At 73.3% G+C, this 11,333-nt stretch carries 11 protein-coding genes; 4 read left to right on the top strand and 7 right to left on the bottom strand.

Translation table 11 applies throughout. The features are described 5' to 3' along the window. Positions 1-33: 33 nt before the first annotated feature. Positions 34-933, top strand: coding sequence for a LysR substrate-binding domain-containing protein (locus ACRB68_RS35070; protein ID WP_153540225.1), 900 nt, complete (start codon positions 34-36; stop codon positions 931-933). 12 nt (positions 934-945) lie between these two features. Here the strand turns inward: ACRB68_RS35070 and ACRB68_RS35065 are convergent, their stop codons facing one another. Further along, positions 946-1,533, bottom strand: coding sequence for a TetR/AcrR family transcriptional regulator (locus ACRB68_RS35065; protein WP_153540223.1), 588 nt, complete (start codon positions 1,531-1,533; stop codon positions 946-948). A gap of 115 nt (positions 1,534-1,648) precedes the next feature. On the opposite strand from ACRB68_RS35065, the gene ACRB68_RS35060 reads away from it, so the two are divergent. After that, positions 1,649-2,230, top strand: coding sequence for a DsbA family oxidoreductase (locus ACRB68_RS35060; protein WP_194293565.1), 582 nt, complete (start codon positions 1,649-1,651; stop codon positions 2,228-2,230). Between the two features lie 26 nt (positions 2,231-2,256). On the opposite strand, the gene ACRB68_RS35055 is transcribed toward ACRB68_RS35060, so the two are convergent. Then, positions 2,257-2,976 (bottom strand): TioE family transcriptional regulator, encoded by a 720-nt coding sequence (locus tag ACRB68_RS35055; protein WP_153540219.1) that lies wholly within the window; start codon positions 2,974-2,976, stop codon positions 2,257-2,259. Positions 2,977-3,034: 58 nt separating this feature from the next. Between ACRB68_RS35055 and ACRB68_RS35050 the strand changes: the two genes are divergently transcribed. Both ACRB68_RS35050 and ACRB68_RS35045 read left to right on the top strand, forming a co-directional pair. Further along, positions 3,035-4,237 carry an erythromycin esterase family protein gene (locus ACRB68_RS35050; RefSeq protein ID WP_153540217.1) on the top strand — a complete coding sequence of 401 codons (1,203 nt, stop codon included), beginning with the start codon at positions 3,035-3,037 and terminating at the stop codon, positions 4,235-4,237. 104 nt (positions 4,238-4,341) lie between these two features. After that, positions 4,342-6,141 carry a thiamine pyrophosphate-dependent enzyme gene (locus ACRB68_RS35045; protein WP_153540215.1) on the top strand — a complete coding sequence of 600 codons (1,800 nt, stop codon included), beginning with the start codon at positions 4,342-4,344 and terminating at the stop codon, positions 6,139-6,141. Positions 6,142-6,149: 8 nt separating this feature from the next. Here ACRB68_RS35045 and ACRB68_RS35040 read toward each other — a convergent pair whose 3' ends face one another. The 5 genes from ACRB68_RS35040 to ACRB68_RS35020 all read right to left on the bottom strand — a co-directional run bounded on the left by ACRB68_RS35040 (position 6,150) and on the right by ACRB68_RS35020 (position 11,315). After that, the gene (locus ACRB68_RS35040) at positions 6,150-7,250 is read right to left on the bottom strand and encodes a tyrosine-type recombinase/integrase (RefSeq protein ID WP_153540213.1); all 1,101 of its coding nucleotides are present in this window, start codon (positions 7,248-7,250) and stop codon (positions 6,150-6,152) included. A 55-nt stretch (positions 7,251-7,305) separates the two neighbouring features. Further along, entirely contained in the window at positions 7,306-8,112 is an 807-nt protein-coding gene (locus ACRB68_RS35035; protein ID WP_153540211.1) for a phosphatidate cytidylyltransferase, read from the bottom strand. Then, positions 8,109-9,806: a histidinol-phosphate aminotransferase family protein gene (locus tag ACRB68_RS35030; RefSeq protein ID WP_153540209.1), complete on the bottom strand. Its 1,698-nt coding sequence runs from the start codon at positions 9,804-9,806 to the stop codon at positions 8,109-8,111. Before ACRB68_RS35030 ends, ACRB68_RS35035 begins: the two co-directional genes overlap by 4 nt. 201 nt (positions 9,807-10,007) lie before the next feature. Then, entirely contained in the window at positions 10,008-10,466 is a 459-nt protein-coding gene (locus ACRB68_RS35025) for a DUF1003 domain-containing protein (RefSeq protein WP_207709934.1), read from the bottom strand. Positions 10,467-10,511: 45 nt separating this feature from the next. Then, positions 10,512-11,315: a MerR family transcriptional regulator gene (locus ACRB68_RS35020; RefSeq protein WP_153540865.1), complete on the bottom strand. Its 804-nt coding sequence runs from the start codon at positions 11,313-11,315 to the stop codon at positions 10,512-10,514. Positions 11,316-11,333 lie beyond the last annotated feature (18 nt).

Raw genomic sequence — 11,333 nt, 5'->3', positions numbered from 1 at the left:
CGAACGGTATGACCGAAGGGCGGGAAGAAGGCCATGGAGCTGAACACGCTCAGGCAGTTCCTGGTGGTGGCGCGGCTGGAGCACCTCAGCCGCGCGGCCGCCGAACTCCGCGTCGCCCAGCCGTCGCTGAGCCGCACCATCGCCCGGCTGGAGAACGAGCTCGGCACGCCGCTGTTCGACCGGGCCGGGCGGCTCCGGCTCAACGCCGCCGGGCGGCTCTTCGGCGAGCACGTCGAACGCGCCCTCGGCGAGCTGGACGCGGGACGGCGGGCCGTCGCCGAGGCCACCGGCGCGGGCTTCGGCAGCGTGCGGCTGGCGTCGGAGACCTTCCTGGCCCTCACCGGCCCGCTCGCGGCGTACAAGCGCGCCCATCCCTCCGCCGACGTCGTGCTCCAGCAGATGTCCGCCGAGGAGATGGCCCGGAGCCTGCGGGCCCAGGACATCGACCTCTGCGTCGCCTCGCAGCCGATCCCGGCCGAGGGGCTGGAGGCGGCCCTGCTGCTCGACGAGCCGGTGGGGGTCGTCACGTCCCTGGACCACCCGCTGGCGGGCCGCACCTCGGTGCGCGTCGACGACCTCGCCGGCCGGCCCTTCGTCACCGCCCGCAAAGGACACTGGCAGCGCAGCCTCCTGGACCGGCTCTTCGCCGAGAGGGGCCTCACCCCGAAGATCGTCTGCGAGGCCGACGAGGCCACCGCCATCCAGGAGCTGATCCGCGCCGGGCTCGGTATCGGCCTCAATCCCGGCGTCGCCCGGCACACCGCTCTGCCCTATCCCGTCGCCTGGATCCCCGTCGACCACCCCGGCTGCCGCCGCACGCTCACCCTGCACTGGGGTACCGGCAACCATCTCCCGGACGCCGCCCGCCTGATGCGCACCACGCTCACCGGCTGGAACTGGCAGACCGGCGAACCCGAGGACCGGCCCGCCTGACCTGCTGCGAACTCAGCCCTGGGACGGGGCGAGGCCGGCGAGGGCGAGGTCGATGACGGCGCTGACATGGCCGGCGTCCACGGCGCGCGGGGTGAGCAGCATCCGGTAGTAGGCGGCGCCGTAGAGCAGTTCGGTGACAAGGACCGGGTCGGCGTCGGCGCGGATCTGCCCCGCGCGCTGCGCGGCCTTGATGCGCTCGACGGCGGCCCCCGCCAGGTGGCCGATGAAGCGGTCCCACAGGGCCTGGTGGAGTTCGGGGTCGTGCTGGGCCTCGCCGATCAGCGCGCGGTAGTGGGGGAGGACGTCCGGGTCGCCGAGGAGGCGGGCGGCCGCCGTCATCTGCGCCTTGATGTCGGCGGCGAAGTCGCCGGTGTCGGGGAAGGACGCGTCCACCCTCCAGGTGGACAGGAGGCCGTCCAGCAGCACGGCGGCCTTGGACGGCCACCACCGGTAGATCGTGTTCTTGCCGACCCCGGCCCGGGCGGCGATGCCCTCGATGCTGAGCTTGCGGTACCCGACCTCCTGGCACAGCTCCATGGCGGCCCGGATGACGGCGTTGGCGGACTCTTCGCTGCGGCGCTCGGGACGTCTGGGGGACATGGGACCAGCCTAGCATTCAGGCGATACGGAACGTTCCGTGTTGACATGGGCCGACGGCGGCGGCCATGCTGAAGCGGCACGGAACGATCCGTGCCGCCAGCAAGGGACAAGGCTCGTGAAGGTTGAGATCATCCACGACATCGCCTGCGCCTGGTCGGCGCTCGGCTATGCCCGCCTGCACCGCGCCGCCGCGGAGCACCGGGCCGGCGGAGGCGAGCTGACGGTGGTCTTCAGGCCTTACCGGAGCGCGGTCACATCAGCGGGATCGCCGCCGGGCCGGGTGCATTCCCGGCTCGCCTCCAGCATGCGGGCCGAGCGGATCGCACGGGAGGCCGCAGCGGACGGCCTGGTGATGAACCTCGACCGGATCGTGCCCGCCGACACCACCGGCGCCCACCGGCTCATCGCCCTGGCGGCCGCGCACGGCACGGCCGAGGAAATGGCCGCACGCCTGTACCGCGCCTACTTCACCGACGGCCTGGACGTCGCCGACGCGGGTGTGCTGCGGGACCTGGCCTCCGCGTTCGGCATGCCCTGGAACGGCGAACCGCTTCCCGCGGATCTCGTGCAGCCCGCCCCCGCGTCCGGCCCGCCGGTACCGGTCTTCCGGTTCCCGGACGGGATCGTCCTCGTCGGGGCGGTGACGCTCGCGACGCTGCAGGCCGAACTGGGCCGGGCCGTGTACGCCACCGCCTGACCCGGCTCCACGGCGGGGGAGAGGCCTCATTCGCACTCGCGGAGATACGCCTCCAGTTCGGCGGCCCCGGCCAGCATCGCGCGTCCGCGGGCGGACAGCCGGCCGTGCCAGCCGCGCAGGGTGGCCTCCAGCGGCTCCAGTCCCCCGGCCGCCCGCACCTGCGCGATCAGCGGGGCGATCTGCTCCAGCAGGTAGCCGCCCCGCCTGAGCTGGTGGACCAGCCGGACGTCCCGCACGTCGGCCTCGTCGTAGACGCGGTACCCGGTCCGTGGGTCGCGGCGCGGGCGCACCAGCCCGGCGTTCTCCCATTTGCGCAGCGTCGCCGGCCGGAGGCCGAGTCTGTTCGCCAGCGGCCCGATGAACGTGCCGCCGGATCCGGGTTCGGCCGCCGTGCCGGGCTCCAGGTCGCGGAGGGCGTTCTCCACCGCTTGGAGGGTGCGCCGGTCGTCGAGGAGCTGGGCGTGGCTCTCGTCGATGAGGCGGAACGCCTCATCGACCGCGCCCTGGTTCACCGCCCGCATGATCGACGTCGCCGTCTGGTGGCCGTGGCCGGGCACCAGGGCGAGGAACGTGCGCAGGGCCTGCGCGTGCAGCGGGGTGTAGGTCCGGTAGCCGTGCGGCGTGCGATCGGCGGCCGGAAGGATGCCAGCCTCCTCGTAGTTCCTGACGGCCTGTGTGGAAAGGCCGTGCCCGCGCGCCAGGTCGACCGGCCTGAGCTGCCTGCCGTTTTTAAGCTTTTGCTCCATGCCCCCTCCTACATCGCAGAAAAGTTTCAACCGTAAGTTCAACGATATCGTTAAAGGCATGGCCACTGACATCAAGGACACCGTCCATCCCGTCGATGCCACCGCCGTTCTCGGCCTGCTCCCGGCCCGGCCCCGGCTGCTCGCCCTGGGCGAGCCCACCCACCACGAGGACGCCCTGCTCGACCTGCGCAACGAGCTCTTCCGGCAGCTCGTCGAGCAGGGGGGCTACCGGACGATCGCGCTCGAAAGCGACTGCCTGGCGGGCCTGATCGTGGACGACCACGTCACCTCGGGCACGGGCACCCTGGACGAGGTCATGGCGCACGGGTTCAGCCACGACTGGGGCACCTGCGCGGGCAACCGCGAGCTCGTGCGCTGGATGCGCGCCTACAACGACGGCCGGCCCGCCTCCGAGCAGGTCCGCTTCGCCGGTTTCGACGGCCCGCTGGAGATCAGCCACGCCGCGAGTCCCCGGCAGGCCCTCACCGCGCTCCACGACTACCTCGCCGCCCGGGCGGACGCGGACCTGCTTCCCTGCACCGCCGAAACGCTCGACCGGCTGCTCGGCTCCGACGAGCAGTGGACCGAGCCCGCCGCGATGATGGACCCGACCCGGTCGGTGGGGCGGTCAGCCGAGGCCCGCCGGCTGCGGCTGCTCGCCGACGACCTGGCGGCGCTGCTCGACACGCAGATGCCGCACCTGATCGCGTCCTCCTCGCGGGACGAGTGGGACCGGGCGCGCCTGTACGCGCGCACCGCCACCGGCCTGCTGCGCTACCACCACTGGATGGCCGACACCTCACCGGGCCGCATGGCCTGGCTGGTGGGGGTGCGGGACCAGATGATGGCGCACAACCTCCTCGCGCTCGCCGAGCGCGGCCCGGTCTTCGTCTACGCCCACAACTCCCACCTCCAGCGGGAGAAGAGCTCGATGCGGATGGGCGAGAAGCCGGTGGAGTGGTGGAGCGCCGGCGCGCTGGCGAACGCCCGGCTCGGCGACGACTACGCCTTCGTGGCCACGGCCCTCGGCACGATCCGGCACCAGGGCGTGGACGCCCCGCCGCCCGGCACCCTCGAAGGGCTCCTGTACGGGCTCCCGGAGGACCGCTGCCTCGTCGACCCCCGCCGGCTGACCACCGCCCTCGGCGGCACGCGGCCCGCGCACCGCGAATCCCCCTGGTTCGGTTACGCCTCGCTCGACCCGTCCCACCTGGAAAGCATCGACGGGATCGTGTTCGTCAAGGACGTCCCGCAGAGCTGAGGCACCCCGCACCCCGGCCAACTTTTGACCACCGGCCTTCCCTCGCCAAGGCCGGCACGGGTATGGCGGCAAGCGGGCCGTTTCCGCGAACAAGGAGCCACGCCATGCCCAAGACGACCTCGGACCTCATCGTGGAACGGCTGCTGGAATGGGGGATCGACACCTGTTTCGGCATCTGCGGGGACGCCGTCAACGGCTTCTTCGAGGCGCTGCGCACGCACCCGGAGATGCGGTTCGTGCACGTCCGGCACGAGGAGTACGCCGCGCTGGCGGCGGTCGGCTACGCCAAGTTCACCGGCCGCGCCGCCGCCTGCGTGGCCACCTCGGGCCCGGGCGCGCTGCACCTGATGAACGGGCTGTACGACGGCAGGATCGACGGCGCCCCGGTGATCGCGATCACCGGCATGACCTACCACGACCTGGTCGGCACCCACTTCCTGCAGGACATCGACAACGCCAAGGTGCTGGAGCCGGCCTGCACCTTCAGCGAGCGCGTGATGGGCCCGGCGCACGCCGTCGCGGTCACCGACCGGGCGGTGCGCGCCGCGCTCTACCGCCGCGCGCCCGCGCACCTGACGATCCCGATCGACACCCAGTCCTGGACCGGGGACCAGGACACGGTGTCGGAGAAGAACGTCCCCGGCCACACCTCGACCGCCGGCCAGCGCCACGTCCAGGTGCCGGCCGAGGACGACATCAGGCGCGCGGCCGTGCTGCTCGACGACTGCGACAAGATCGCGATCCTCGCCGGGGCCGGCGCCCGGTTCGGCGCCGGGGATCTGCTGGAGGAGGTCGCCCGGACGCTGGGGGCGCCGATCGCCAAGGCGGGCCTGGGCAAGGACGCTGTCCCCGACGACAGCCCCTTCTGCACCGGCGGGATCGGCTTCATCGGCACCAGGGCCTCGCAGTGGGCGATGGAGAACTGCGACGGCTTCCTCATCGTCGGCAGCAGCACGCCGTTCTACGACTTCTGGCCGAAGCCGGGCCAGGCGCGGGCGGTGCAGATCGACGTGGCGGGGGACCGGATCGGCATGCGCTACCCGGTCGAGGTCGGGTTGTGCGGGGACGCGGGAGCCACCCTGGCCCGGCTCCTGCCCATGCTGCGGGCGCGGAAGGACCTTTCGTTCGCCGAGGAGGCGCGCGCCCTCTACGACCGGTGGTGGGAGCTGCAGCGCCGGCGCGCCGCCGACCCCGCGGTGCCGATGAAGCCGCAGGCGGTGACCTGCGCGCTCAGCGACACCATCCCCGACGGGGCGATCCTCACCGGTGACGCCGGGACGGTCAGCTCCTGGGGGTCGCGGGTGATGCTGCGGCGCGGGATGCAGTTCTCCTTCTCCGGCACGCTGTGCTCGATGGGATCGGCCCTGCCGTACGCGGTCGGCGCCCAGATCGCCCACCCCGGCCGGCCGGTCGTCGCCTTCGTCGGCGACGGCGGCCTGTCGATGTGCCTGGGGGAGCTGGCCACGCTCGTGCAGCACGGGCTGCCGGTCAAGGTCGTCGTCCTGCGCAACGACACGCTCGGCCTGGAGGTGTGGGAGCAGAACGCCTACCTGGGCAACCCGCAGTACGGGTGCGGCCTGTCGCCCATCGACTTCGTCAAGGTCGCCGAGGGCTGCGGGCTGACTGCGTTCCGCGTCGAGGAGTGCGGCCAGGTGGCGGACGCGCTGACCCGGGCGTTCGCCCACGACGGGCCGGTACTGGTCGAATGCGTCGTGGATCCCCACGAGCCGCCCTTCGGCGAGACCGTCAAACCGGCCCAGGTCGAGAAGATCGTCAAGGCGTACGGACGGGGGGAGCCGGCCGCGGCGCCCATGGCCGCCAACCTGCTGGCCCCGGGCCGCCCGCCGCTCTCCCCGGGTGTCGAGCAGCACCGCGGCGACCTGGGCGGATACGCGCGCGGCTGACCGGCGCGTCAGCCGGGGGAGGAGCGGTGGCGGGCGAGGATGCGGGTGAGGTCGGTGACGGGCGACGCGGCGAGCTTGTGGTTGGTGTCGTCGTAGCGGCGGGTGGTGCGCGGGTCGGCGTGGCCGGCCAGGTCCTGGACCTTGGCGAGGGGGACGTCGTTGCCGAGCAGGGTGGTGATCACGGTGCGGCGGCCGCTGTGCGGGGACAGGCGGGCGGCGGCGGGCAGCCCGGCCAGGCCCGCCAGCTTGCGCATGATGTTGGTGACGTCGCGCTGGGTGAGGCGCTTCCCGCCCGGCTTGGACGCGTCGTAGGGGTGGGGCGTGGTGACCAGGAGCGGGCCGCCGGAGCCGCCGCGGACGGCGATGTAGGTGTCCAGGACGCGGCAGAGCTCGCCGTCCAGGCGGACGTAGTCGCGGCCGTCCGGCCCCTTGCCCTTCGTGCTGTGCCACAGGATCCGGTAGCCGGCCTCGGTGCTCAGGTCGGACAGGTCGGCGCCGGTGATGGCCGAGACCCGCAGGGCCGTGTAGAACAGCAGCGCGATCACCGCGGCGTCCCGCCACGCGGCCTCGGTGCCGAGCTCGGCGGCGCGGGACTCGGCGGTGTCGAGCAGCAGCGCGGTCTCGGGGGCGCTGAGCGTCGGGGCCTTGCGGGCGTTCGCGGAGATCTCCGACGCGGAGGGCCGGCTGGCGAGCCGGGTGGGGTTGCGGTCGGTGACGTCGTTGGACTGCAGGTAGGTGTACCAGGACGACACCGCCGCCAGCCGCCGCGCCCGGGTGGACACCCCGGCCGGCCGGGTCCCGCCGTGCGGCGCGGCCACCGTCATGGACGCCGACCAGTCGTCGATGTCGGCGCGGCGCGCGTCCAGCGGGTCCAGCATGGTGCGGTTGCAGTAGTCCAGCCAGCCCGCCAGGTCCCGGTAGTAGCCGCGGCGGGTGGCGTCGCTCTTCAGGTTGCGCAGCCAGGCCGCGGTCAGGCCGCGGATCCCGTAACGGTCGCCCGGCGCATCCGGCGGAAGGGCCGGCAGCAGCGCGACGGCCTCGGCGAACGGATCGAGCCCGCCAGGGGCATGGAGCACCCCGTCGTTGACGGGTCCTTCCAGCGCCGTCACGGCAATGGCCTCCTCGGGGACTGGGCGGTGCCGTCCTGTTCTATCGTCGCGCCGGTCAAAGCGCGAGCAGCAGCGCCAGCGCGAAGGTGAGCAGAAGAGAGTCCAGGCGGTCGAGGAGGCCGCCGGCGCCGGCCAGCCACGAAGCCGAGTCCTTGACCCCCAGGGACCGCTTGACCAGAGATTCCAGGAGATCGCCCAAGGGGGCGCCGAGCAGGACGGCCACGGCGTAGGCGGGGGTGCAGGCGTCCAGCGCGGCGAGGGTCGCCAGCCCGGCCGCGGCGCCGCAGAGAGCGCCGGCCCAGGTCTTGTTCGGCGAGATCGGCGACAGCTTCGGGCCGCGCAGCCGGCGTCCGGCCAGGGAGGCGGTGATGTCGGTGACCGACACGGCCGCGAACAGGGCCAGCGCGGCGTCGTCGAGCAGGACCGCGCCGGCGAGGGGCGCGAACCACAGGACGCCGCCCGCGGTGAAGGCCAGCCGGCGCGCCCCGCCTTCGGCGTCCCCGGTCAGGACGGGGACGAGGAGGGCCGCCAGAACAGCGGCGGCCAGGACCCTGGGCAGCTGCCCGGGGACGAGCCAGGCCGCGGCGGGCAGGGCGAGGACCGCGGCGTGCAGGACACCGCGGTCCGCCCAGCGAAGCCGCGCCAGAGCCGCGTACTCGGCGGCGCAGACCGTCCCGCCGAGCGCGGCGAGCAGCGCCAGACCGGGCCCGCCCAAGGCGAACGCCCCCAGCGCGACCGGGACGGCGACCGCCCAGGCACACCAGCGGACGATGTACTCGCGGCGGCGGGACAAGGCGACACCGACACCGCCGACGACCAGCGCCCCGCCGACCGCGGGCGCCGCCTGGAGCGCGGTCATCATGCGAGGGCGCCGCGCAGAGCAGCGACGACGCGGGCGTTCTCCTCGGCGCCGCGGACCGAGATCCGCAGCGTGCGTCCCTCGAAGGACGGGGACATGCCGGTGAGGTCGCGCACGAAGACACCGCTGCCACGGCAGGCACGGACCACCCGGGTGGCGGTGGGCGCCCCTTCGGGAAGGGTGAGCAGGACGGAGTTGGCGTAGCCGGACAGCACCCGCGGGGCGCCGGGCAGTTCCCGGAGGGCCGCAGCGAGGTCGCGGCGGAGGCGGGCGGTCTCGGCCCAGCGGGCGGCGTAGTACTCCGTCTCGCGCAGCGCCTGGACGGCGGCGACCTGGGCGGGCAGGCTCACCGCCCACGGCGGCGTCCAGCGGCGGATCTCCCGGACGAGCGCGGGCGGCCCGGCCAGATAGCCGGCCCGCAGCCCGGACAGGGCGTACATCTTCGACAGGGTCTTGGCCACGACGACATTCGGGGACAGGGCGGCGTAACCCTCCAGCGAGGGCTGCCCGGTGTACTCCAGGTACGCCTCGTCGATCCAGAACCTGGTCTCGCGCGGGGCGCCGTCCAGCACGGCCCGCAGGACGGCGGTGTCCAGGACCTGCCCCGTCGGGTTGTTCGGGTTGACGATCACGGCCAGGTCGTAGCGGCCCTCGGCCAGGGCGCGGGACAGGCGCCCGGGATCGATCCGCCAGTCCTCGTCCCGGCGCAGCCGGAACCGTTCGGCCCGGCATCCGGCGACCTGCTCCACCACATGCGCGTACTCGCCGTACATGGGATCGACGAGCAGGACCCGGCTGTCCGGCCGCAGCCACCCGCGCATCGCCCGGAAGATCAGGTCGGAGGAGCCGGCGCCGAGCGCGACGGACTCCGCGGGCAGGCCGCGCCGCTCGCACACCTCGGCGAGCAGCCCCGCCGCGTCGGCCGGCGGCGAAGTCCGCGCCAGCCACGCCGGGTCCTCCATGAGGGACTTCTCCACCCCCGGCGCGGGCGCGTACCAGGCGTCGAGGACGTCGGCGGGCACCGCCGCGTGCCTGCCGTCGAGCGCGTCCACCCGTTCCCCGATCGCGCCGATCGAGGCCCCGCCGTGGTAGCAGGCCTCCTCATCCGGCAGGAACGGGGTGTCCAGCTCCCAGACCACCCGCTTCGCCACGGTCCGCAGGATCCGCCCGTACCGTTCCAGCGAGACCCGCGCCATCTCCGCGGTGTCGCCGGTCATCAGCTCGAACTCCACCGCGCCCGACCGGATGACCCGTCCCGTCCCCGCCAGGCCGATCCCCCGGTACATCTCCATCAGCTCGGCCCGCCCCATGGCGGCCACCCGCCGCCCGCCGTGCGCGACCACCCAGCGCAGCGCCGCGTGCAGCAGCACCCCGGCCACCAGCGAGCCGCGGAACCGCTCGGCCACGGTCAGCAGCCGCACCTCGAACAGCTCCTCGCCCCCGGCGAGCTGGTCGAGTCCTCCCTGTCCGAGGTGCTTCTCCAGCGCGTACCGCCCCGCCCACGGCGGCGTCACGCTGACGAACCCGGCGTGCTCCCCGTCCACCTCGGCCACGAGGTAGACGTTCCGCTCGTCCATCGCGTCGCTGAGCATCCCCTGGCCGTTGACCTGGTGCTGTCCCAGCTCTCGCGCGAACACCTCGTGCCGCGTCCGGAAGATCCACTCCCGGTCCTCCGGTCCGGCCACCCGAATCCGCATGTTCTCCCCTGACCTTCCACGCCCACGGTCACCGCCGGTACCCGCGACGCCCGGTGCCTTCTGCCACCGTCACTCTCGGCCATCCCGCCCCGCCGGGACCTCCGCCGCCCTACTCATCTCCACCTGAGTACGCGCCCCTAGAAAGCCAGGACCTGCTCGTCCGCGCAGCGCGGTCACCGCCGCCGTTCCGCCGGCGCGGGTTCAGCCGCCGGACGTGCCCGTGGCCTGTTCCTGGCGTGCCTGGGCGGCGGCGATGCGGGCGGTCGCCTTGGTGTGGACCTCGTCGATGTCGATGCCGAGCTTGTCGGCCATCGCCTCGAGCCAGACCTCCGACAGCACGTTGGTCTCGAAGTCGATCTGCGAGCGGATCTCCGAGCGGAGGGCCTCGCGGTTCTGGCTGAGCATCACGAACGTGGACAGGAAGATCGCCTCCAGCGAGACGATCAGGGTCAGCAGGCCGAAGGGAAAGGGGTCGAAGGCCGGCGTCACCGCGGTGTTGTAGGCGATCCAGCCCGTGAACCACACCACGTGCAGGTAGATGAAGGGGATCGAGCCGCTGAACGCCGTGATCCGGTCGGCGACCCGGTCCTGGATCCGGCGGCGCCGGCCGGCGAAGGCGTCCAGTTCGTGGCGCAAGGTGATACGGGAGTTGTCGGTCATGCCGGGAATCATCCAGCAGGTGATCCCGGTGGCGGCGCGGGCGCGTCAGGTCCAGGTCGCCGAATCCGGGTCGATGCCGCGATCGCGGGCGTTGGCGTCGATGACGTCGCGGAGCCACCCGGCCAGGCCCGGCTCGATCGCGTCGTAGTAGGCCGCGAAGCCGGGATCGGCGGCGTACTTCCTGCCCAGGCAGACATGCATCGCGTGGGTGCAGTCGAAGTACACGCCGATGGAGGCCCTGTGCCGTTCCGCCAAAGCGTTGGCCTCGCCGCTGCCCGGCCTGACGCCGGCGCGCTTGGCCGCCGCCAGGTCGCCCTCGAGCGCGGCGACGCCGGCGGCGACCCGCTGCCAGTCCTCGCGGGTCATGCCCGCGGCGCGCTCGGCGTACTGCGTCCATTGGGCCGTGCCGCCCCACCGGTCGCGTGCGCCCGCGGCCCATGACGGCTCCCAGCGCTGCCCGAAGATCGCGACCTGTTCCTCCGCCGAGAGCAGGATGCCGGCGCTCGCGGCCTCCATCAGGCGATCGACCGCGTCGACCATCGCCTGCAAACGGGCGATGCGGTCGAGGAGCTGAGCACGCTGCTGTCTCAACGGCACGGCCATATCGGCCGCCGGGGCGTCGAGAAGCCCGCGGATGTCGTCGAGGGGCAGCCCGAGCTCGCGGTAGACGAGCACCCGGTGGATGCGGGCGACGTCGGCCGCCGAATAGAGCCGGTAACCGCCCGCGGTCCGCCCGGACGGGCGGACGAGCCCGAGCGCGTCCCAATGATGCAGGGTGCGGACGGTCACTCCCGCGTGCGCCGCCGCGGCCCCGACGGTCAGCTCGCCGTGGCCCGCGACATCGTCCATCACGCCGCCGAGTCTGCC

The organism is Actinomadura macrotermitis (assembly GCF_009604375.1).
In the GTDB taxonomy this organism is placed as follows: domain Bacteria; phylum Actinomycetota; class Actinomycetes; order Streptosporangiales; family Streptosporangiaceae; genus Spirillospora; species Spirillospora macrotermitis.
This window is presented reverse-complemented; position numbering and strand designations above follow the sequence as displayed.

Coding starts and splice junctions, on each gene's coding strand:
- ACRB68_RS35065 (WP_153540223.1), bottom strand. CDS start 1,533: ATGTCCCCCAGACGTCCCGAGCGCCGCAGCGAAGAGTCCGCCAACGCC.
- ACRB68_RS35030 (WP_153540209.1), bottom strand. CDS start 9,806: ATGCGGATTCGGGTGGCCGGACCGGAGGACCGGGAGTGGATCTTCCGG.
- ACRB68_RS35070 (WP_153540225.1), top strand. CDS start 34: ATGGAGCTGAACACGCTCAGGCAGTTCCTGGTGGTGGCGCGGCTGGAG.
- ACRB68_RS35025 (WP_207709934.1), bottom strand. CDS start 10,466: ATGACCGACAACTCCCGTATCACCTTGCGCCACGAACTGGACGCCTTC.
- ACRB68_RS35045 (WP_153540215.1), top strand. CDS start 4,342: ATGCCCAAGACGACCTCGGACCTCATCGTGGAACGGCTGCTGGAATGG.
- ACRB68_RS35050 (WP_153540217.1), top strand. CDS start 3,035: ATGGCCACTGACATCAAGGACACCGTCCATCCCGTCGATGCCACCGCC.
- ACRB68_RS35055 (WP_153540219.1), bottom strand. CDS start 2,976: ATGGAGCAAAAGCTTAAAAACGGCAGGCAGCTCAGGCCGGTCGACCTG.
- ACRB68_RS35020 (WP_153540865.1), bottom strand. CDS start 11,315: ATGGACGATGTCGCGGGCCACGGCGAGCTGACCGTCGGGGCCGCGGCG.
- ACRB68_RS35035 (WP_153540211.1), bottom strand. CDS start 8,112: ATGATGACCGCGCTCCAGGCGGCGCCCGCGGTCGGCGGGGCGCTGGTC.